Origin of the sequence: Streptomyces flavofungini, from assembly GCF_014650815.1 — a bacterium.
GTDB lineage: Bacteria > Actinomycetota > Actinomycetes > Streptomycetales > Streptomycetaceae > Streptomyces > Streptomyces flavofungini.
On the sequence record NZ_BMVR01000017.1, the window covers coordinates 178452 to 199791 of the forward strand.

13 protein-coding genes and 3 pseudogenes are annotated in these 21340 nt (G+C 70.0%); 4 read left to right on the forward strand and 12 right to left on the reverse strand.

Going from position 1 to position 21340, the window contains the following annotated elements; genetic code table 11:
• Positions 1–185: 185 nt before the first annotated feature.
• From IE274_RS40255 to IE274_RS33970, 5 genes and pseudogenes are all read right to left on the reverse strand, one after another.
• A pseudogene (locus tag IE274_RS40255) lies at positions 186–431 on the reverse strand (helix-turn-helix domain-containing protein); the annotation flags it as partial.
• 114 nt (positions 432–545) lie between these two features.
• Positions 546–3203: a bifunctional acetaldehyde-CoA/alcohol dehydrogenase gene (gene adhE, locus IE274_RS33955; protein ID WP_190119776.1), complete on the reverse strand. Its 2658-nt coding sequence runs from the start codon at positions 3201–3203 to the stop codon at positions 546–548.
• A 204-nt stretch (positions 3204–3407) separates the two neighbouring features.
• Positions 3408–6092, reverse strand: a complete 2685-nt coding sequence (gene ppdK, locus IE274_RS33960) for a pyruvate, phosphate dikinase (RefSeq protein ID WP_190119777.1) — start codon at positions 6090–6092, stop codon at positions 3408–3410.
• Positions 6093–6421: 329 nt separating this feature from the next.
• Positions 6422–7315, reverse strand: coding sequence for a universal stress protein (locus IE274_RS33965; protein ID WP_190119778.1), 894 nt, complete (start codon positions 7313–7315; stop codon positions 6422–6424).
• Between the two features lie 753 nt (positions 7316–8068).
• Positions 8069–9820 carry a chitinase gene (locus tag IE274_RS33970; protein ID WP_372447291.1) on the reverse strand — a complete coding sequence of 584 codons (1752 nt, stop codon included), beginning with the start codon at positions 9818–9820 and terminating at the stop codon, positions 8069–8071.
• A gap of 190 nt (positions 9821–10010) precedes the next feature.
• Here IE274_RS33970 and IE274_RS33975 point away from each other — a divergent pair, with 190 nt between their 5' ends.
• Entirely contained in the window at positions 10011–10475 is a 465-nt protein-coding gene (locus tag IE274_RS33975) for a Rossmann-fold NAD(P)-binding domain-containing protein (protein WP_229909986.1), read from the forward strand.
• A gap of 119 nt (positions 10476–10594) precedes the next feature.
• Here IE274_RS33975 and IE274_RS33980 read toward each other — a convergent pair whose 3' ends face one another.
• On the reverse strand, positions 10595–11116 hold the full coding sequence (locus IE274_RS33980) for a hypothetical protein (protein WP_190119811.1): 522 nt from the start codon (positions 11114–11116) through the stop codon (positions 10595–10597).
• A 294-nt stretch (positions 11117–11410) separates the two neighbouring features.
• On the opposite strand from IE274_RS33980, the gene IE274_RS33985 reads away from it, so the two are divergent.
• On the forward strand, positions 11411–15076 hold the full coding sequence (locus tag IE274_RS33985; RefSeq protein ID WP_190119779.1) for an nSTAND1 domain-containing NTPase: 3666 nt from the start codon (positions 11411–11413) through the stop codon (positions 15074–15076).
• A gap of 108 nt (positions 15077–15184) precedes the next feature.
• Here IE274_RS33985 and IE274_RS33990 read toward each other — a convergent pair whose 3' ends face one another.
• The 3 genes from IE274_RS33990 to IE274_RS34000 all read right to left on the reverse strand — a co-directional run bounded on the left by IE274_RS33990 (position 15185) and on the right by IE274_RS34000 (position 17102).
• A complete protein-coding gene (locus tag IE274_RS33990; protein WP_190119780.1) occupies positions 15185–15778 on the reverse strand; it encodes a YbhB/YbcL family Raf kinase inhibitor-like protein in 594 nt (197 codons plus the stop codon).
• Positions 15779–15880: 102 nt separating this feature from the next.
• Positions 15881–16339: a DUF4267 domain-containing protein gene (locus IE274_RS33995; RefSeq protein ID WP_198898039.1), complete on the reverse strand. Its 459-nt coding sequence runs from the start codon at positions 16337–16339 to the stop codon at positions 15881–15883.
• A gap of 34 nt (positions 16340–16373) precedes the next feature.
• Entirely contained in the window at positions 16374–17102 is a 729-nt protein-coding gene (locus tag IE274_RS34000) for a 2-oxoglutarate/malate transporter (protein ID WP_229909987.1), read from the reverse strand.
• A 40-nt stretch (positions 17103–17142) separates the two neighbouring features.
• Between IE274_RS34000 and IE274_RS34005 the strand changes: the two genes are divergently transcribed.
• Positions 17143–17769, forward strand: coding sequence for a TetR/AcrR family transcriptional regulator (locus tag IE274_RS34005; RefSeq protein WP_190119782.1), 627 nt, complete (start codon positions 17143–17145; stop codon positions 17767–17769).
• A 368-nt stretch (positions 17770–18137) separates the two neighbouring features.
• A pseudogene (locus IE274_RS34010) lies at positions 18138–19255 on the forward strand (IS630 family transposase).
• A gap of 39 nt (positions 19256–19294) precedes the next feature.
• Here IE274_RS34010 and IE274_RS34015 read toward each other — a convergent pair.
• From IE274_RS34015 to IE274_RS34025, 3 genes and pseudogenes are all read right to left on the reverse strand, one after another.
• A complete protein-coding gene (locus tag IE274_RS34015; RefSeq protein ID WP_190119783.1) occupies positions 19295–19669 on the reverse strand; it encodes an ASCH domain-containing protein in 375 nt (124 codons plus the stop codon).
• Between the two features lie 176 nt (positions 19670–19845).
• Positions 19846–20499: pseudogene (locus tag IE274_RS34020) on the reverse strand (DUF1152 domain-containing protein); the annotation flags it as partial.
• Between the two features lie 78 nt (positions 20500–20577).
• Positions 20578–21051 (reverse strand): hypothetical protein, encoded by a 474-nt coding sequence (locus IE274_RS34025; RefSeq protein WP_190119784.1) that lies wholly within the window; start codon positions 21049–21051, stop codon positions 20578–20580.
• Positions 21052–21340 lie beyond the last annotated feature (289 nt).

Below are 21340 nucleotides of genomic sequence, written 5' to 3' on the forward strand. Positions count from 1 at the left end.
AGCGGCCGACCCGGATGCCCTCGGACCGAGCCGCGACAGCCAGCGTGTCCAGCGTCCACTCCGCCGGCCCCAACTCGTCCGGCGCCGACAGCTCGTCGACAGGCTCCCAGCGCAGCCGCCCGGCGGGAGCTCTTGACCGACGCGATGATCCGCGAACGGTCCCGCTCGGTGATCCGGCGTTTGCGGCCCTGCCCGCCCAGGTCATCAAGACCCGCAACTCCTGTCCGGTTGAAGCGGTGCAGCCAGCGCCGCACTGTCTTGGGACTGCACCCCAACTCCTCGGCGATCGCCGGCACCCGCTGACCAGACCAACTCGGCTGCACCATCCGGGCCCGGACCGCCAGATCACGGGGGACCTTCCGGGCCCGGATCAGCCGATTCACGACCCTCTGCTCTTCCTCGTCGAGGCCGGGCCGCGCCCACAACACCATCGCTCAGCACCCACCCCGAGCATCCGCACCATCCCGCCACCAGCACATCTACCCGCCCACACGGGAACGCAGCACTAGGGTCTGATTCATCGGGGACACCTGTCTGCCGTTGCCCTACAGGTGCCCGGTGTCCGTCCCGTAGAAGGCCGCACGCATCATCCCCTGCATGTCGTCGAGCATCGGCATGCGGGGGTTGGCGGGCGCGCACTGGTCCTCGTAGGCGTTGAGTGCCTGTTGGGGGAGGGCGTCGAGGAAGGTGCGCTCGTCGACGCCGAGCGACTTGAACGACGGCTCGATGCCCACGGCGTCGCGCAGGCGTTCCACGGCGCGCGCCAGCGATTCCACACCCTCCCGCGGGGTGGCCGCGGGCAGGCCGAGCGTGCGGGCCACGTCCTGGAAGCGTTCGGGTGCGCGGTAGTTCTCGTACTTCGGCCAGCCCGTGAGCTTGGAGGGGACGGTGCCGTTGTAGCGGATGACGTGGGGCAGCAGGATCGCGTTGGTACGGCCGTGCGCGACATGGAAGGTGGCGCCCAGCGTGTGGGACATGGCGTGGACGATGCCGAGGAAGGCGTTGCCGAACGCCATGCCCGCGATGGTGCCGGCGTTGTGCATCTTCTCGCGGGCCTGCGGCCGGTCCGCCCGCTCGTTCACCGCCGCTTCGATGTTCTCGAAGACCATCCGGATCGCGTGCAGGGCCAGGCCGTCGGTGAAGTCGTTGGCGTACACCGACACGTATGCCTCGATCGCGTGGGTGAGAGCGTCGAAGCCGCTGTCCGCGGCCAGCGCCGGAGGCAGTTGGGCGGCGAGCAGGGGGTCGACGATGGCCACGCTGGGTGTGAGGGCGTAGTCGGCCAACGGGTACTTCTTGCCGGTGGCCGGATCGGATATCACCGCGAAAGGCGTGACCTCGGCGCCGGTGCCGGAGGTGGTGGGCACGCACACCAGACGGGCGAGGGCACCGAGGACGGGGAAGCGGAAGGCACGCTTGCGGATGTCGGAGAACTTGTGCCGCATGTCGGCGAAGTCGACCTCCGGCTGCTCGTACAGCAGCCACATCACCTTGGCGGCGTCCATGGGCGAGCCGCCGCCGAGCGCGATGATGGTGTCCGGGCGGAAGTCCCGCATGAGGCGGGCCCCGTGCTGCACGGAGTCGATGCTGGGCTCCGGCTGGACGTCGTCGATGACCTGGACGGTGACCGGCTCGCGGCGCCGCTGCAGGACGCGTGTGACACGGTCGACGAAGCCGAGGCGGGTCATGGTCGCGTCGGTGACGACGGTGACGCGGTGGACGTCCGGCATGTCCGCGAGGTAGCGGATGGCCTGCGGCTCGAAGTAGATCTTCGGCGGGACCTTGAACCACTGCATGTTGTTGCGGCGTGTAGTGAGGCGCTTGATGTTCAGCAGTTGGACGGCGGAGACGTTGTTGGACACCGACGTGCTGCCCCACGAGCCGCAGCCCAGCGTCAGCGACGGCAGCAGGTTGTTGTAGATGCCGCCGATGGCGCCCTGCGACGAGGGGGCGTTGACGATGATCCGAACGGTCTTCACGTGCCTGCCGTAGGCCTCCGCCAGTGCCGGGTCGCCGGTGTGGATGACGGCGCTGTGGCCCTGGCCGTGGAAGGCGATCATGTCCGCGGCCAGCGCGAAGCCCTGCTGCTCCGAGTCGGCACGCAGAACGGTGAGCACCGGGCAGAGCTTCTCGCGCGTGAGTGGCTCGTCCCGGCCGACGCCGTCGGCCTCGACGAGGATGAGCGAAGTGTCGTCGGGAACGGCGAAGCCGGCCTGCCGGGCGATCCATGCCGGGCCCTGGCCGACGGCCGCGGAGTTGACCTTGGGCTCGCAGCCCGAGCCCGCGGCGCCGACGGGGAAGAGGTACGCCTCCAGCTTCGCCTTCTCCTCGGCGGTGGCCAGGTGGGCGTGCAGGGTGCGGAACTCCGCCAGGGCAGCGTCGTAGATCTCGTCGTCCAGGATGACGGCCTGCTCGGAGGCGCAGATCATGCCGTTGTCGAACGCCTTGGACAGCACCAGGTCGTTGACGGCCCGGGGTAGTTGCGCGCTCTTGTGGACGTACGCGGGTACGTTGCCCGCGCCCACTCCAAGGGCGGGCTTGCCGGCCGAATAGGCGGCCTTGACCATGGAATTGCCGCCGGTGGCGAGGATCAGCGCGACGCCCGGGTGGCGCATCAGGGTGTCTGTGGCCTCGATGGACGGTGCCCCGATCCACTGGACGCAGTGTTCCGGCGCGCCCGCGGCGACCGCCGCGTCGCGTACGACCCGGGCCGCCTCGGCACTGCACCGCTGGGCGGCCGGGTGAAAGGCGAAGACGATCGGGTTGCGTGTCTTCAGGGCAAGGAGTGCCTTGAAGATGGTCGTGGAGGTGGGGTTGGTGACGGGGGTGATCGCGCACACCACGCCCACCGGCTCCGCGATCTCGACGATGTCCTCGAGGTCGTCGCGGGCGATCACACCGACGGTCTTCATCGGGCCCATGCTGTGCGCGACGTGCTCGCAGGCGAACATGTTCTTGACGGCCTTGTCCTCGAACACGCCGCGGCCGGTCTCCGTCACCGCGAGCCGGGCCAGCGCGGTGTGCTGGTCCAGGGCGGCGACCGAGGCCTTGCTCACGATGTGGTCGACCTGTTCCTGGGTCAGGGACTCGTAGTCGGCGAGTGCCTTGAGCCCGGCCGTCACCAGCCGGTCCACCGCGACAGCGGTGTCCGTGGTTGTCTCGACGGCGGGACTGGTTCCGGGACGCTCGTCGTGTGCGGTCATGAAAGGTTCCTCCGTCGTCGAGAGCTGAGGCCACGCGGTGGGTGGGGCGGGGATTCCGGCACTTCGGGTCCGGGGCCGCCACCATGAGCGTCGCGTGCGACCTGCGGGGGCCCAAGTGCCGTTGGGCACCGCGGGCGGGGCCGACAGGTAACGGCAGGCCGGGCCGGACGGCCCTCCTTCGGCACCGGCCCGCAGCCGGGTCCGTCACCTGCTGTCGGACGTCTCCGTATCGATGAGTGCGGCGCGCCCGGCCTCGAGGCGGGCCACGGGGACCCGGAACGGGGAGCAGGAGACATAGTCCAGGCCCGCGTTATGGAAGAAGTGGACCGAGGCGGGGTCGCCGCCGTGCTCACCGCAGACCCCGATCTTCAGGTCGGGCCGCGCCGCACGGCCTTCGGCGACGGCGATCCGGACGAGTCGGCCCACGCCCTCGGGGTCGATCGTCTCGAACGGGGACACCTTGAAGATGCCCTTGTCCAGGTAGGCGGAGAAGAACGCAGCCTCGACGTCGTCACGGGAGAAGCCCCAGGTGGTCTGGGTGAGGTCGTTCGTGCCGAAGGAGAAGAACGCCGCCTCCTGCGCGATCCGGCCTGCCGTCAGGGCGGCCCTGGGGAGCTCGATCATGGTGCCGACCGGGCAGTGGACGGCCATGCCCGAAGTCTCGGAGACAGCGGCGAGCGTCTCCTCCACTTCCTCGCGCACCAGGCGCAGTTCTTCCACCGCGTCGATCAGCGGGACCATGATCTCCGCCCGGGGATCACCGCCCGCGCGCTTGCGTTCCACGACCGCTTCGGCGATGGCGCGGACCTGCATGGCGACCAGGCCCGGTGCCACCAGGCCGAGGCGCACGCCGCGCAGGCCGAGCATCGGGTTCTCCTCGTGCATCCGGTTCACGGCTTCCAGGAGTTCGGTGTCGTGGGTGCTGGGAGGGGTGCCCCGGGCCTCGGCGGTGGCGATGCGGACGGCCAGTTCGGTGCGGTCGGGCAGGAACTCGTGCAACGGCGGGTCGAGGAGGCGGATGGTGACCGGCAGGCCGTCCATCGCCTCCAGAATGCCGACGAAGTCCTTGCGCTGCAGAGGCAGGAGCGCGTCGAGCGCGCGTACACGGTCGGCGTCGGTGTGGGCGAGGATCATCGCCTCGACCAGCTTCCGGCGGTCGCCGAGGAACATGTGCTCGGTGCGGCAGAGCCCGATCCCCTCGGCACCGAACCGGCGGGCACGGGCGGCGTCCTCGGGGGTGTCGGCGTTCGCCCGGACCCCCAGGCGCCGTACGCCGTCGGCCCGGTCGAGGGCACGGGCAACGGCGTCGACCAGGTCGCCGGAGCGCTCACCCGTCTCGAAGTACCGCATGACCGCGGAGTCGACCAGCGGTGCCGCCCCGGCGTACACGGTGCCCGTGGAGCCGTCGACGGAGATGACCGTGCCCTCCTCGACGGTGATGCCGCCCGCGATGCAGCGGCGCCCCTGCAGGTCGATGGCGAGGTCTTCGGCGCCGCACACACAGACCTTGCCCATGCCGCGGGCGACCACGGCCGCGTGGCTCGTCTTCCCGCCCCGGCTGGTGAGCACCGCCTGGGCCGCCACCATGCCGGGCAGATCGTCCGGCGTGGTCTCCTGCCGTACCAGGACGACCTTCTGCCCGGCGGCGGCGCGACGGACGGCCTCGGCGCAGTCGAACACCGCGGCGCCGACGGCAGCGCCCGGCGAGGCCGGGATGCCGTGCGCCAGCGCGTCTCCGACGGCAGCTGTGTCGAACCGCGGGAACATCAGCCGGGCGGCGTCGTCGCCGCTGACGCGGGCCAGTGCCTCGTCGGCGGTGATCAGACCCTCGTCGGCGAGCTCGGCGGCGAGGGTGAACGCGGCCTCGGCGGTGCGTTTGCCCACCCGGGTCTGGAGCATCCACAGGGTGCCCCGCTCGATGGTGAACTCGATGTCGCACAGGTCCCGGTAGTGGGCTTCCAACGTCCCCAGGCGGTCGCACAGTTGGGTGTACGACGTGGGGTCGAGGCGTCCGAGGTCGGTCAGCGGGACGGTGTTGCGGATGCCCGCGACGACGTCCTCGCCCTGCGCGTTCGGGAGATAGTCGCCGTAAGGACGGCGGTGTCCGGTGGCCGGATCGCGGGTGAAGGCGACCCCGCTGCCGGAGTCGGGGCCGAGGTTGCCGAAGACCATGCGCTGTACGTTGACCGCGGTGCCCAGCGTGTCGGGGATGTGTTCGCGCCGGCGGTACAGGCGTGCCCGTTGTCCGTTCCAGGACTCGAAGACGGCACGGACCGACCGGTGCAGTTGTTCGGTGGGATCCTGCGGGAAGTCCTCGCCGGTCTCGCCGCTGATGAGGTTCTTGTACGTCTCGACGAGGCGGGCGAGGTCCGACGCGTCCAGCCGCAGGTCGTCCGGGGCGTTCAGGGAGTCCTTGAGACGGGCGATGGCCGCCTCGAACAGCTCCGGGGCGACGCCCATGACAGTACTGCCGAACATCTGCACGAGGCGTCGGTAGGAGTCCCAGGCGAAGCGTTCGCTCCCGGACACCTTGGCCAGCCCTCGTACGGAGTCGTCGGTGAGCCCGATGTCGAGGATCGTCTCCATCATGCCCGGCATGGAGAAGCGTGCTCCTGACCGGACGGACAGCAGCAGCGGATCGTCCGGCTGCCCGAGCCGGCGCCCGGCCGACTGCTCCAGGGCGGTGAGGTGTGCGGCGATCTCCTCGGTCAGGCCGTCCGGCTCGGTTCCCGTGGCGAGGAAGGCGCGGCAGGCCTCAGTCGTCACGGTGAAGCCCGGCGGCACGGGCAGGCCCATCCGCGTCATCTCGGCCAGGTTGGCGCCCTTGCCGCCCAGCAGGTCGGCCATGTCGCGACCGCCCTCGGAGAACTCGTACACGTACTGGACCATGACGGTGTGCACTTCCTTCCGGCTTCCGGTGTGATGGGGGAGCGGCCGGGCTGAGGTTGCTCGCCGCGCGGTGCGACCCAGTGGGCGTACGCGGGTGCGCGGCGAGACCGGACCGGGCAGTCCTCGACGGCCACGCGTGCTGAGTCCGTGGCGGTCGTTGCGCGTGTGCCATACCGTGCCAAGGCTGCGCGTCGGATGGTGAGCGCGCCCGTGGTTCCAGTGTTGATCGAGTCTTCGTGCTGCGGCAGGTACTGAATGGGCTCGGAAGTGGGGCCGTTCGGTCCCCGGGCAGGTGGAGACCGGTCCCTGGGCGCGCTGTAGGGAGGGCGTCAGTCGTGCGGGACAACGGCGACAGGCGCGGCGGAGTGGTGCAGCACGGCATGCGCGACCGGTCCGATGCGCATGCCGAGCGTGCGGCGGTGCACCTTGCGGCCGACCACCACCAGGCCGGCCCGCGTAGTGGCTGAGAGGACGACGCCGGAAGCATGTGACAGCTCCACGGTGTGGGTCACCGGCACCTGAGGGTACGTCTCACGCCATGGCTTCAAGGAGTCTGTCAGTGCCCTCTCCGCCTGCCCCGTGATCCCGCCCTGCCGCGCGGCCAGCCGTCCGACAGCAGGGCCGTATCCGTACAGCGGCGGCAGGTCGGGTGCGTGGACCGCGTGCAGTGTGGCTCCCCGGGCGCCGGCCGTGCTGAACGCGAATTCAAGGAGTGGTGGAGGAATCTCGCTTGGATCCTGCAGGCCGACGACCACTTCGCCGGTGTCGTGCTCCGTTTCGGCGCCGCCTCGCTCTTGGGCCGGGCGCTGGTCGGTCCGCACCATGACTACCGGGTGCGTCGCCCGGGCCAGAACCTGCTGTCCGACGGAGCCCAGCAGGAATCCCGCGACGGCCCCGTGGCCACTGGATCCCAGCACGAGCAGCTCGGCTGCCTCCGCCTCGGCCAACAGGACGGCCGGGGCCGGGTCGGGGACGAGATGTGTGCTGACGTTCAGGCCCGGGTGCCGATCGCGCAGCAGATCCTTGGCTTCTTGCAGGACGGTGAGGGCCCAGCTCTTCTGCATGTCCAGGTCCTCTGTGACGGGCACGTCCTGCGGACGCCAGACCCAGGCCTGTACGAGACGCAGGGCGAGGCCGCGGCGCTGGGCTTCTCGGGCGGCCCACTCGGCGGCGGCCAGGCTTTCGGGGGAGCCGTCCAGGCCGGCGGTGACGGTACGAATCATGAAGACCTCCCTGGTCCTGAGTCGCGCGGGCCGTGCACCGGCGGGCCGGCGGTCTTCCGAGCCTCGTCGTGCCGGGCCCGGGGTTGAAGGGGCCGATGGTCCCGAACCTGGCCTTGATGCCGCAGACCTCAACGGGAAAGGGACCTTCGGCGTCGTGTGGTGGGCTGGGTGGCCTCTCTCGTCCTGTTCGCAGGGCGAGAGAATGGACGTGGGCGGAAGGCTTCCTGGCTCCTTCCAGGGCGGCAGGTGATGCACGGCAACTGTTCATTTCGGCTGCCGTGGGGTGCCCTGCCGGGGACGTCACGCGGAGGCGGCACCGTCGTGGCGACGGCCGGGAGCGTGCGGGAGCGCAACCGGCCGTGTGTCCGCACGGATGGTGACCGGGCGGACACTCCGCCGACGGCCGTCGGTGTGCGGGCTCGCGTGGGTGCTGCGTCCCCGGAGCCGAAGCCCTCCTCATCCTCCGCACCGTCATCAGCAACGAGGACCTCCCGGCGTACTGGGACTTCCACGTCCACACCGGGCAGCGAAGGCTCCACCCCGGCACGACCAGGCCAACTGCCAACTCACCGCCTGATCAGCAACCTCACCGGAGAGGAGCTGCACCCATTCCCGACCGCCATGACAGGGGGCGCGTTGCCTCGCCACGTCCGGCGACTGCCGCCCCGGAGACCGGGGCGGCCCGGCCCGCACATGCCCGCAGGGGCGGACGGACCGTGTTCGGTCCGTCCGCCCCTGCGGGTCGTTCGTTCGCTAGGGAAGGCTGTGCACCTTCGGGCCGACGGCGTTCGACCACGCGTGGCCCGCCGTCGCGTCCCAGTTCGTCGACCACGTCATGGCGCCGCGCAGCGACGGGTACGTCTTCGACGGCTTGAAGGAGCCGCAGCCGGTGCCGCGGGTCAAGCAGTCGAGGGCGTTGTTCACGACTGACGGGGCGACGTAACCGCTGCCCGCGCCGCGCGTCGACGCCGGGACGCCGATCCCGACCTGCGACGGGTCGAGGCCGCCCTCCAACTGGATGCAGGCGAGCGCGGTCAGGAAGTCCACGCTGCCCTGGCTGTAGACCTTGCCGTCACAGCCGAGCATCGAACCGCTGTTGTAGTACTGCATGTTGACGACCGTGAGGATGTCCTTCACGTTCAGCGCCGTCTGGAAGTACCCACCGGACGTGGATTGCATGTCGATGGTCTGCGGTGCCATCGTGAGAGCCAGCTTCGGGCCCGCCTTCGCCGAGAGCTGGCGCAGCGCCTTCGACATGTAGGTGGGGTTGATGCCGTTCTCCAGGTCGATGTCGACGCCGTTGAACCCGTACTCCTGCATCAGCGCGTAGGCGCTGTTGGCGAATGCCGTCGCGGAGGCGTCGCTGTTGACGGAGATGGTGCCCTTCTCGCCGCCGACCGAGAGGATCACGGACTTGCCCGCGGCCTTCTTCGCGGCGATGTCCGCCTTGAAATCGGCGGTGGAGGCGTAGCCGACGGCCGGGTCCAGATTGAAGGTGATCTGCCCCGGAGTGGTGGTGGCATCGGCGAACGACACGGCGATGATGTCGTACTGCGAGGACACGTCCCGCAGCTTCTGCACGGTCGCGCCGTTGTTGAAGTTCTGCCAGTAGCCGGTCACCGCGTGCCGGGGCACGGTGCCGTCGCCGCCACCGTCGCCCTTGGGTGTCCGTACGGACACCGCCGTCGACTTCGCCGACTCGCCCGCCCCGTTCGAGGCGCTCACCTGGAAGCTGTACGTGGTCTCCGGCGTGAGGCCGGTGACGGTCGTGGAAGCGCCACTGGCCGAGGCGACCTTCGTGCCGTCGCGGTAGACGGTGTACCCCGTCGCCGTGGACGACGGTGTCCAGGACAGGTCCACCGACGTGGGCGTCGTCGTGCCCGCCGCGAGGCCGGCCGGGACGGGCGGTATCTCGACCGGGTCGGTGCCGCCGCCCCCGTCGGGTCCGAAGACGCTCACGTCGTCCACGTAGTACGCGCTCTGCCCGTACCAGCCGTGTGTGTACACGGTGACCGAGGTGGTGTTCGCGCCGGTGGTGAAGCTGGTGGAGAGCTGCTGCCAGGACGAGGTGCCCGGCGTCCAGGTCGACACGTCGGTGGTACCGGTGCCGCGGGCGCCGAGGTAGGCGTAACTGCCCTGCACCCAACTGCTCAGCTTGTACGTCGAGTTCGGCTTCACCGCGACGATCTGGGAGCACTCGGCGGTGCCCTGGCCGGACGGGGTGGCCTTGAGCGCCTTCGCGCCGCCGTGCACGGGGGACGTGACGGCGGCACCGCTGTTCGCGGCGCACGTCCAGTTGCTCAGGTCCGCCTCGAACCCGGCGTTCTTGGCGACGTTGACGTCCGCCGCTGTGGTGCTCGCGGCCTTGGTGTCGGCCGCGTTGGTGTCCGCCGACTGTGCGGGCGCGGCGAGCGCGGTGACGGCGAGCGCGGCGGCCGCACCGACGGCCATCGCCGCGCTGATTCTCCGGCGGACGCCGGGTCTGTCCTGGCGCACACGGTCCACGGGGTGCCTCCTGGGAGAGAGGTGAAGCACGTAAGCGACGACGGTGGCCACCGCTGTTGCGCGCCAAGTTGGTCCAGACCAATCGAGTTGTCAAGACCTCTGGAGAGGCGAACCTGCAGCGGAGCACTCGACGGCCGTGGCCACCGTCATCCCCAGCACCTCGACCGCGAGGTCGGCCAGGAGGTGGGCCATGAGCGGGGCGACGCATCCGGCGATCACCACTACCGGCTGCTCGCCGAACTCGGCGCGACCGACGCGCCCGGCCGGTTTCCGCGATGCTGACCGCGCCAGGCACTACGACCTGGGGTTCACCCGGAGTGCCTCCCAGGAAGCCGCGAGCCGGGGCGTACGGAGGGTGGGCATCACCTCCCTGGGCCTCGGGTACGAGGGCGAGGTCGGGCTCCTGTCGGCCGCGCTGGCCATGGATGAGCTGATGGAGGGCAGCGGCGTGCCCTACCGGGCACTGGCTCTGCCGTTCTTCGTGGAGAACTTGCTCCGTCAGGCCCAGCCGATGGCAGAGCGAGGGGCGTTCTCCATGGCGAACGCCGCAGACCGGCCACTGCTGACCGTCGCCCCCCCGGGACGTTGCCGTCGGCGTGGCAGCACTCCTGCTGAACCTGACTCGTCGAAGTCCCCCAGTCACGGCGGTCGATGAGAGGTCCGAGTGTGTGTCGGCTCGGAGGCGGCGCCGGGTTGGTGCGCGGAGCGCGGGACGCACGAAGCGGGCCCGGACATCCCCCTTCGTGTCCGGACCCGCGCGCCTCGACGGTCAGGTCAGCACCTGCCGCCAACCCGGCCGTTGCGGACCTTCACCAGCTTTCCCGGGTAGCTCCAGGTCACCTTCTTGGACTTGTGCTTCTTCACGGTCACGCACCGGTCCGGATTGCGCTTGATCTCCAGGTGATAGGTGAACTTGCGGCCGCACGTGTTCTTGAGGGTGAGCTTGTCGGTATAGCCCCAGGTGTTCAGCTTCCCGTGCCGCGCGCAGCCGCGTACCTTCCCGCTCCCGCGCTTCTTCCACGGGATGCTCGCACGGGGTTCAGCCTGGCCCGACACCGACTGCTGGCCCGCAGGCCGCACACCGGCCCGGTCCGGACCCTGACCCGTCAGGTGGGCAGGCGAGGCGTCCGATGCGTAGCCCGCCCAGGGAGCCTTGACCTCACCCCCTGCCGGAGCCGGCGCGGAGGTCCCGACTCGATCCGAAGCCGGTGCCGCGGGAGCAGTGGGTGCCGCGCCCAGCATGACTGCCGTGCTCAGTGACGCCGCGCCGAGGGATACGGCGAGCTTGTGCCTCATACGAGGTCTCCGTCCTTGAGTGGAAACTGCGCCGGCGCCGCGTCCCCTTCCGACCGCATGCAGCGGTGCCGGCGCCGGCCGTGCCCTAGTGATTTCAGTGGCCGGATCGTTGTCTCGCAGCCCGTGTTCGTGCTGGTAGACAAAAGACGGGGTGCGGGGTCGGGGGCCGGGAGTTGGCTCGCGGGTGCCTTCTCGGGCCGTGGTTGCTGTGTTGGGCTGGGCAGCCGTACGTCGACGGGGAGGCTGAGCTGGGTGGGACGTAGAGAGAAACCGATCGATCCCGGGGCGGGGCCCGTGCAGCGATTCGCGTTCGCGTTGCGCAAGCTGCGGGGGGAGGCGGGAACTCCGACCTACCGGGCGATGGCCGATACGGCGGCGTACTCGGTCGCTGCCCTGGCACGCGCGGCGGCGGGGGAGTCACTGCCGTCCCTGCCCCTGACGCGGGCCTATGTGACGGCATGCGGCGGGGACTTGGCGGACTGGGAGCGGCGATGGCACGCAGCCCGCGACGAGGAGGAGCGGGCTGTTCAGTCCCGGGCCATGGACGAGGAATCGGCGGATTCGCCCTACCGGGGCCTGGCCCGGTTCGAACCCGGCGACCAGGCGCGGTTCTTCGGCCGTACCCGGCTGATGGACAGCCTCACCGCCCAGGTCCAGGCCCGCCGGTGCGTGGTGGTCCTCGGCCCCTCGGGCAGCGGAAAGTCCTCCCTTCTGCGCGCCGGACTCATCCCCCGACTGCAGAACACCAAGGACCCAGAGCTACGCCCGGCGGCGATCCGCATCCTCACCCCCGGCCCGCGGCCGGTGCACGATCATGAGGAACTGTTCGTCCCGGCCGGGGGAGGGGGAGACACGTGGCTGTTGGTGGACCAGTTCGAGGAGACCTTCACCCTGTGCCACGACGCCGCGCAGCGCCGGGAGTTCGTCAGGCTGCTGCTGTCGGCTCGCGAACCCGGGAGCCGGCTGCGGGTGGTGCTCGCAGTACGGGCGGACTTCTATGGGCGCTGCCTGGAGTACGAGGGTCTTGCCGGGGTACTCGGCGAGGCGAGTCTGCCCGTCGGCCCCATGACACCGGACGAGCTGCGCGACGTCATCGTCAAACCCGCGGCCGCCGAAGGGCTGATCGTGGAACGGGCCCTGACCGCCCGCCTCATCGAGGAGACGGACGGGGAACCCGGCGGACTGCCCCTGCTGTCGCACACACTCCTGGAGACCTGGCGCCGCCGCCGCGGCCGCACCTTGACCCTGGAGGGCTACGAAGCCGCAGGCGGCATCCACGGCGCCATCGCCCAGACCGCCGAAGACCTCTACGCCCGACTCTCCGCGCCCCAGGCCGAGGCGGCCCGCCGCGTCCTGCTGCGCCTGATCACCCCGGGCGAAGGCTCGCAGGACACCCGCCGCCCCGTCGACCGGGCGGAGCTCGCCACCGCCGACGGCACCGAGCCGGACCTCCAGACCGTGCTGGACCCCCTGGCCCGCGCCCGGCTGGTCACCCTCGACGACACTGCCGTCGAGATCGCCCACGAAGCCCTCATCACCGCCTGGCCGAGGCTGCGCCGGTGGATCGAGGAGGACCGCGACACCCTGCGCACGCTGCGCCGGCTCACCGAGGCCGCCCAGGTCTGGAGCGACCTCGACCATGATCCCGGTGCGCTGTACCGGGGGACCCGCCTGGCCGCGGCCGAGGAAGCCTTCGCCACCCCCGCCGCCAGCAGCGCTCTCACCCCGCGGGAACGGGACTTCCTCACCGCCAGCAGCACCGCCCGTGACCGCGAACGGCGCGCTGCGGCACGCATCACCCGGCGCCTGCGCCAGTTCACCGGCACGCTGTCGGTCCTGCTCGTCCTCGCCCTCACCGCGGGCTTGATCGCGTGGGACCAGTACCGCAGCAGCGAGCAGCAGCGACACGAGGCGGTCACGGCTCGGCAGGCGGCCCAGTCCCGGCAGTACGCCGCACAGGCGGGTGAGCTGCGCGACCAGCAGCCCGAGGCGGCGGCGCTGACCGCGCTGAAGGGCTACCAGGTGGCGCACACCGTCGAGGCCAGGGGCAGCCTGCTCAGCGCGCACGCCGCCTACCGCGCCAACCAGCTCACCGGCCACGCCGCGGAGGTGCTCGCGGTGGCCTATTCACCCGACGGCCGAGTGATCGCCACCGGCAGCGAGGACCGTACCGTCAAGTTGTGGGATGCGGCCGACCACCACCTGCTCGGCACGCTCACCGGACACGTCGACAAGGTGTACACGCTCGCCTTCAGCCCTGACGGCCGCACGCTCGCCACCGCCGGTGACGACCGCGTCGTGCGGCTGTGGGATCTGCGGACCCGCCGCACCACCGCCACCTTCACCGGGCTCAAGACCCGGGTGACGTCCATGGCGTTCTCTGCGGACGGCCGGACCCTGGCCAGCAGCAACGGGAGGAGCGCGGTGCGGCTGTGGGACGTGAAGGCCCGGCGCGCGGCCGCCGACCTCACCGGGCACACCGGGTATGTGGTGGCGGTGGCCTTCTCGCCCGACGGCCGCTTCCTGGCCAGCGCCGGGGAGGACTCCACGATCCGGCTGTGGGACATGGCGACGCGGCGGACCACCGCCGTGCTCACCGGCCACAACCGGCCGGTCATCGCCCTCGCCTTCAGCCCCGATGGCCGCACCCTCGCCAGCGGGGCCACTGACAGCACCGTGCGGCTGTGGGACGTCGCCGCCCGCCGCACCACCGCCACCCTCTCCACCGGCGCCAACGCGTTGGCTTTCGCGTCCGACGGCCGCACCCTGGCCGCCGGCAGCGCCCGTGGCTCCGTGCGGCTGTGGGACACCAAGACCCGCCAGAGCACGGCCTCCTTCGGTGCGAGCATCCTGGGCGCGAGCGCGCTCGCCTTCGCCTCGGACGGCCGTACTCTGGCCGCCCCGTCCGACGGTGACACCGCGACGGTGCGGCTGTGGGACGTGGCCGCGCGGCGGAACAAGGCCACGCTCGGCGGACGCGGGGACGCGGTGCGCTCGGTGGCCTTCGCCCCGGACGGCCGCACCTTCGCCACCGTCGAAGGACCATTGGGACGCCAGGCCGACAAAACACTGCGCCTGTGGTCCGCGCGCAGGCCACGTCCTCTGCGTACCCTCGCCACCTCCCTCGGGCTCACGTCCGGCCTGACGTTCTCCCCCGACGGACGTCTGATCGCCACCGTGCACCAGAGGGATGGCACACGGTTGTGGGACACCGCGACCGGGCGGGCCGTGGCCACGCTCAAAGGCGACACCGGAACCATCAGGCAAGCGGCCTTCTCCCCGGACGGGAAGACGCTCGCCACCGCGGCCGACGACCGCACAGTGCGGCTGTGGGACGTGGCCACCCACCGGACCAGAGCTGTGCTGTCCGGTCGGATCGGTGGGCTGGCCACCATCAACTACTCACCCGACGGCCGCACGATAGCCGTCACCTACAACGGCAGGGACCCCGGAACCCGCACTACGGTGAGGCTGTGGGACGTGGCCACCCACCGCTGGGCGGCAACCTTCTCCGCAGGCGCCCTCGCCACCTTCACAGCGGCCTTCTCGCCGGACGGCAAGACACTCGCCACCGCCGGAGCGAACTCCGTCGTCCGCCTGTGGGATGTGTCCTCCCGCCGCGAGGTCGGCACCTTCAAGGGCCACTCCAACGGCATCTCCTCGGTGGCCTTCAGCCCCGACGGGCGCACTCTGGCCAGCGGGAGCTTCGACCACACCGTCCGCTTGTGGTCCGTCGCCACGCGACGGACCACAGCCGTCCTCAGCGGCCACAAGGAATGGGTGTGGACCGTGGGATTCAGCCCCGACGGGAAACGTCTGGCCACCCTGAGCTCCGAAGGATCGGCCCGGCTGTGGGACACCGACGCGGACCGGGCGGCCACGGACATCTGCGCGTTGGCCCACAGCAACCACTGGAGGCAACGGCTCGGTGGGCAGCCGAAGGCCTCGCCCTGCGACTGAACTTGCCCTCCCCGCGGGCGGTACCCACGGCGGGTCGCCCGCCGGGCGGAGCGGTTGGTGATCGGCCAGCGGTATGGCAGGGCGGCGAGCATGCCCGGCGCGGAGGCGCTATGACTCGCCGGTGATCCTGGCCGAGCCGATCGTCGCCGCGACGATCTCCCTGGCGGCGGTCCGGGTCGACGAGCTGGAGTTCAAGCTGTTCAGCGATGCCTGGTTGAGCGCGTGGACGACGAACTCGTAGGTGTTCACCGTCGAGGGCGAGCACGGTCCCTGGTAGCCGTAGAGGCTCGCGCTGCCACGGTAGTAGACCTGCCTGGCTCCCACCGGGGTCGAGGGCCGGTACACATGGTCGACGTTCTGGGGGAGCGAGGTCGCGCTCGCCGGGATGTCGTAGATGACCCAGTGGATGAGGTGGGAGTTGTCGAGATCGCGCATGACGATCGCGTAGCTCTTGGCGGCGGTCGGAGCGCCCGCCCAGGTCAAGGGAGGAGATTCGTTCCTCTTGCCGGGATCGCTTCCGCCACCGCTGGTGCACTCGTGGACCTTGGGGATGACGCCGCCGTCGGCGAAGGCGGTGCTGGACAGGGTGAACGCGCTCCGGGCTGCCGACGGCGTCGACGAGGTCGCCGAGGCAGTGGTCGGCGCGAGGCCGACGGGCCCGGTGATGAGCAGAGCGCAAAGCGCAGTTCGTGCACTTCTCACGGGACGCTCCCGAGGATATGTGTGGTCGCTTAGGTGTCCGTGGCGCGAGCGTGGTGTTCGTGCGATGGAGTCAACGTATGCACCGTGGTTTCTGATGTCATGTCACTTATTGACCCGATCGATGTACTTCTCTCGCCTTCGGTCTGTCGTCTTGGACGGGACTGCCAATTGAGGGCGTTGGCCGCGCTCGGTCAGCAGCATGACGGCGGTGAGTACGACGAGAGCGGCCGCCGATACGTGAATGCTCAGGGCTGTGGTGTACGTGCCGCCATGGGTGAGGACCGTGAGCGCGTCGCCGAGCGGAATGATGGCGTCTATGAGGACGACCCAGCCGAGCGTCCGCCGCTGCCCGATCATGAGCAGCAGGAACACGGTGGCCGCCACCGCGATGTCGCGTACGCCCTTCACGGCGAAGTAGCCGTCGGCGTTCCCCTCCGGCCAGGGGGTGATCCCGAATCCGGCGGGTGCGCCGTCAGGGTTCAGAAGGAAGTTGAGCCCGAAGAACAGAACCGTGGCGCCGGTGAGTACGGCAAGGGCCGTGGTGAGGTGACGCCTTTTCACGGAGCCTCCCAGAGGGAGGGCAGGGGCTGCGGGGTCACGCGGGAACGGCACACGTGTGGTCATGGGGGGTCCTCCGGACCGAGGGAGTGGGTTTCTGCCGGATCAGGGTGATGCCGTACGCGACGATCCAGACGACCCACATCAGCCAGCCGACGAGACCCAGGAGGCCCAGGGTGCCGTCGGCGATGACCCAACGGGCGAGGGTGGCGGAACTGAACTGCAGTGCGGCGGCGAGTAGTCCCAGGGTGCCGTGCCACGGCCGGATCAGGCCCGTGCGCAGACCTCCGACGGACAGGCCGAGAAGGGCGAGCGCCAGGAACGTTCCGTTGAGGGTGAACACCGCATCGTGCAGCGCCCAGAGCGCCGCGGTCGCGGAGGGGTCGTGCGGGGCTGTCGAGACCAGTGCGAGGCGGGTCGCGATGACCCCGGCGAAGGTGACGTTCTGAAGGGCCAGACCGGCGAGTCCGAGCAGCGACCACGCCTCGTTGCGATCGCGCTCGGACCGCCGCAGCGCGACGAGCGCGCCGGCGCCGAACAACGTGGCCAGGATCCAGGCGGCGGGGGCCAGTGCGGAGCCGATGCCGACGGCCGTGCCCTCCGTGGCGAAGAACTCGGTGACCTTGCCGGTCTCTGCGCCGGTGAGGGGCAGTCCGGCGGGCACCATCACCACGTTGCTGAGGGTGATCATGGCGGCGAAGCCGATGGCCGCCATGCCCCCGATGCGGGAGAAGCCGACGGTGGCTAACTTGGATTGCTGTGACATATATTGATTATAAGCAGCGTAAACCCAGAGGGGGCAAGGCATGAGCGAAGAGCAGGACCGACGTCGCTACGACTCACTGCGTCGCACGACGCAGGCACGGGAGACCCGGGCCGAGATCGCCCGCGCCGCGCGCCGACTCTTCGACTCCCAGGGCTGGGCGGGAACGACCGTGCGCGAGGTGGCGCGCGAGGCGGGAGTCTCCGTGCCCACGGTCTACGCGACGTACAGGAACAAGGCCGGGCTGACCCGGGCCGTGGCCGATTCAGCGGATCTGTCCGCCGACGCGCCGCAGATGCTCGCGGAGTTGGAGGCCGCAGGGGCGAACCCCAGGGGTCAGCTCGCGGCGATGGCCGCCTACGACCGGCGGCTGTTCGAGCGCGCGGGCGACATCATCATGGCGATGCGCGAAGCGGGCCGCAGCGAACCCGAACTCGCCACGGCCTACCGCGACGGTCGCGAACGAGGCGACGCGACCCGGGTGCAGGTCTTCTCGTCCTGGCCGGCCGGAACCCTCCGACGCGGCCTCGACCAGCAGTCTGCCGTGGACATCTACGCGGCCATCTGCAACATCGACGTCTACACCACGCTCACCACCGAACGCGGCTGGCCGCCCAGTCGTATCGAGGAATGGTGGGGGCAGGCGCTGGCTCGTGAGCTGCTGAGCTAGGCACGCGAGTCCGACTCCACACTCCGCAGGCTCGCGAACGGGCACTGACATTCCAGATTCAGCAGCGGTGCCGCCAGTGCTGATGCGCCTTCGGACTCAGCCCCCCCACACGGCCCGCCGCTGCGCCGGGGTGTGCCCGATGGAAAGTCCCAGCTGCTCGGCGATCGCGGGAAGCGAGGGCCATGAAAGTTGGCTGCACGCGGGGAGTCGGGCATGGCCGAGCGCGAGCCGAACGAGAACTTGAAGCGCTTAATGGACGAGACCAGTTGGAGCGAGACACAGCTAGTGCTGTGACCGCGAACCTTGGCCGGGTTGCTTGTTGTACTGGTTGGGAGCGACGGCCCTTCCAGCCAGCGTGGGGAGGCGGGATGGCGCAACCGGTCAAGGTCCGCGGACTGTCCGAGCAGGAGGGTCAGAAGCTCCAGCACACCGTGCGGAGGGGCAGTACCGGCTCGGTGAAGTTTCGGCGGGCGATGCTGCTGGCCTCGGCCGGTGGCAGCACCGTCCCGGTCATCGCACGCCTGGTCCAGGCAGACGAGGCCATCGTCCGCGACGTGATCCACCGCTTCAACGAGACCGGGCTCTCATGCCCGGGCCCTCGCTGGGCGGGAGGCCGTCCCCGCCTGCTCAACCGTGACGACGAAGGCTTCGTCGTGGCGACGGCCACCACCCGCCCCACCGCACTGGGCAAGCCCTTCACCCGCTGGTCGATCCGCAAGCTTGCCGATCACCTGCGACGGAGCGTCACCCAGCCCGTTTGGATCGGCCGCGAGGCCCTGTGCTGCTTACTGGCCCGCCGCGGGATCTCCTTCCAGCGCACGAAGACCTGGAAGGAGTCCCCGGACCCGGACTTCGACGCCAAGCTGAACCGGATCGAGTACGCGATCAACGAGCGGCCCGCCCGCACGTTCGCCTCCGACGAGTTCGGGCCACTCGGCATCCGCCCAACCGGCGGCTCCTGCCGGGCCGAGCGCGGGCGTCCCGAGTGGCTCCCGGCCGCCGACCGTTGCACCCACGGAATCACCTGCTTCCACGGCTGCTACTCCGTCGGCGACGACAGATGTGGGGCATCAACCGGCGCCGCAAGGGCATCGGCCACACCTGGGCGGCCATGCGAACGATCCGGGCCGCCCGTCCGGACGGCGCCCCGGTCCTCGTCATCCTCGACAACCTCTCCGCCCACACAAACTGGCGGATGAAACGACGGGCGGCCAAGAACAAGGCCGAACTGTGCTTCACCCCGACCTACGCCTCCTGGGCCAACCCCATCGAGGCCCACTTCGGACCGCTACGGCAGTTCACCCTCGCCAACTCGAACCACCCCAACCACACCGTCCAGACCCGGGCCCTGCACACATACCTCCGCTGGTGCAACAAGAACGCCCGCCACCCCGACGTCCTGGCCGCCCAACGACGCGAACGCGCCCGCATCCGCAGCGAGAAGGGCATCCGCTGGGGAGGACGCCCCCTGCAGGGAGCGGCATGATCAAGGCCGGTCGCCTCGTTCGCTCGATGGCGGATGCAGTCAACTCGTCAGACGGAAGTGAACGATGGTGACGTCATCGGTCGACCTGATGTCGGGATAGTGGAACCGCAGCTTGTCTTGCAGCTCGGCGAGATCGCGAAACCCGTCGGCGACAGCGTCCGCCTCGGTCAACGTGGCAACGCCCTTGGAAGTGATCTGAGTGACCACACCGGGCAGCACTACCTCGTCGTCCAACTCGAACACCATGTTCACCGGTCCCGTCTCCACTGGGTCTCGGAACCGCACCGTGGTCGTCTTCCGCCCAGTGCGTACAGCATCGAGATAGGTGCGATGGAAATACAGAGACTGCATCGCGGCCGAGCGCAGCGCGCTGTCGGCCCCCTCGGATGTCGGCAGATGCATCGTGCTGTCCATCCAGCAGACATTACTCATACACGTCCCCAAGCCGTGCAACCCGGTGAACCTTGCCGGTCACAGCACTAGCGCGGGAAGTGAACCGCGTAGGGAGTGCCGGCGAGGTTGTGTGACTGATGGTCACGCGCGAGCAGCCGGAAGCAAGTGTGCTTGCCGATGGTTCGGAACAGGCGCGCGATGACACCCTCCCGCCCTGCCCCGAGCAGCGAGAACGCGCCCAGATAGGAGCCGTCCCGGTCCAGGGCGGCCAGGTTCTCCAACACGAGCGAGTGGTTCACGCCGTGATACGCGTCCACCCCGAAGCCGAGGCAGGCCACCAACCGGTGCGGGACCTCGTCGAGTCCGCTCACGGCGGCCAGGCTCGCCATGTCCTCCTCCGGGGTGCCGAGACCGTGCTCGTCGCCGCGCATCAGGATGTCGGTGCCGCCGTCCACCAGCACGACCGCGTCGACACCGCCGAGATGCGTGATCAGCGTCCGATAGGCAGCCCGCAGCGGACCGACCCCGATGCCCGGGAACGCGTACACGGTCGACGGCAGATCCTGCGTCACAAGCCACTGGGCGAGCGTCCGTTCAGGGAAGTAGTCACCGCGCACGGGAGTGTCAGGCCCGACGGCCGCGACGTCCTCGCCCACCCACACATCGGGGCACAGGCCGTACAAGTCGGCGAAGGACAGGTTGGCGAGGTGCACCTCCTTGCCCGCCGACCGCAGCGCGAACGCGAGCGGCAGCCCGGCGTACACATCGAAGCCGCCGCCCGCACCGGCGATGAGGACCCGTCGCGCGTCGTGCAGCCGGGTGAAGAACGCGGGTTCCCCCAGAGAGATCACCGCATGACGCTAGCAGGGAGGGCGAGCCGGCCCCGGGCCGATCGCACCTGGCCGCCTCGCAGTGGTGCGGATTCCGGATCAGCAGGTGGAACTGCGGACCTTGGCGAAGGCGTTGTTGGCGACCTTGACGTAGATGGTCTTCTTGTTCTTGCGGTTGTACTTCTTCGAGAAGTCGCGGCCCGGGGTGAGCTGGAAGTCGACCTTGAAGCAGCGTCCCTTCTTCACCTGGAAGACGTCCCAGTCCTGAGTGCCCTTGGTCCGCTCCCCGGGGCGGAGCCAGTTCCTCTTCTGGTTGTTGCAGGTCGGCTTCTTGGTGGTGTAACTGCCGGTGGTACCAGTGGACTTGCACCAGTTCTTCAGGGCATAGAAGCCCTTCCCGCTGTCGTTCCAGGTCTGAGAGCACAGGGGCGGACGGCACCTGTCGCCCGCGCTCGCAGAGGGCGCCGCGTTCGCAGAGGGCGCCGGGCCCACCAGGGTGGCGGCGGTCCCGATCGCCACCACGGTGGCCGCGGTCCTGATGTGCTTGAGTACGGGCTTTGTGGACACGGTCACGTTCTTCCTCCTTGTGCGATGGCTGGCCCTCATGGACCGGCAGGCCCGACGTTAAGGCGGTCACGGAGGCCGTCACCAGGACTTTCGGGCAGGGCCGAAACTCGGTCGGCCGTCAGGCCGAGCTCCCGGTTCGGACGTCCGAGTGCGTCCGGCAGTCGCTGGAGCGCCTCGCGCCTGTCGCCGGGCCCGGCCCCTGCCCGGTCTGCACCCAGCCTCTGCCCACAGCACCCCGCCGACCGCGGCAGTGGTGTGCCACCTGGTGCCGTGACCGGCACAGGGTTCTCCAGCG

Bases quoted from the DNA above. Each gene is read 5' to 3' on its own strand.
- adhE (WP_190119776.1), bottom strand. From the start codon at position 3,203: ATGACCGCACACGACGAGCGTCCCGGAACCAGTCCCGCCGTCGAGACA.
- ppdK (WP_190119777.1), bottom strand. From the start codon at position 6,092: ATGGTCCAGTACGTGTACGAGTTCTCCGAGGGCGGTCGCGACATGGCC.
- IE274_RS33965 (WP_190119778.1), bottom strand. From the start codon at position 7,315: ATGATTCGTACCGTCACCGCCGGCCTGGACGGCTCCCCCGAAAGCCTG.
- IE274_RS33975 (WP_229909986.1), top strand. From the start codon at position 10,011: ATGAGCGGGGCGACGCATCCGGCGATCACCACTACCGGCTGCTCGCCG.
- IE274_RS33980 (WP_190119811.1), bottom strand. From the start codon at position 11,116: ATGAGGCACAAGCTCGCCGTATCCCTCGGCGCGGCGTCACTGAGCACG.
- IE274_RS34000 (WP_229909987.1), bottom strand. From the start codon at position 17,102: ATGTCACAGCAATCCAAGTTAGCCACCGTCGGCTTCTCCCGCATCGGG.
- IE274_RS34005 (WP_190119782.1), top strand. From the start codon at position 17,143: ATGAGCGAAGAGCAGGACCGACGTCGCTACGACTCACTGCGTCGCACG.
- IE274_RS34015 (WP_190119783.1), bottom strand. From the start codon at position 19,669: ATGGACAGCACGATGCATCTGCCGACATCCGAGGGGGCCGACAGCGCG.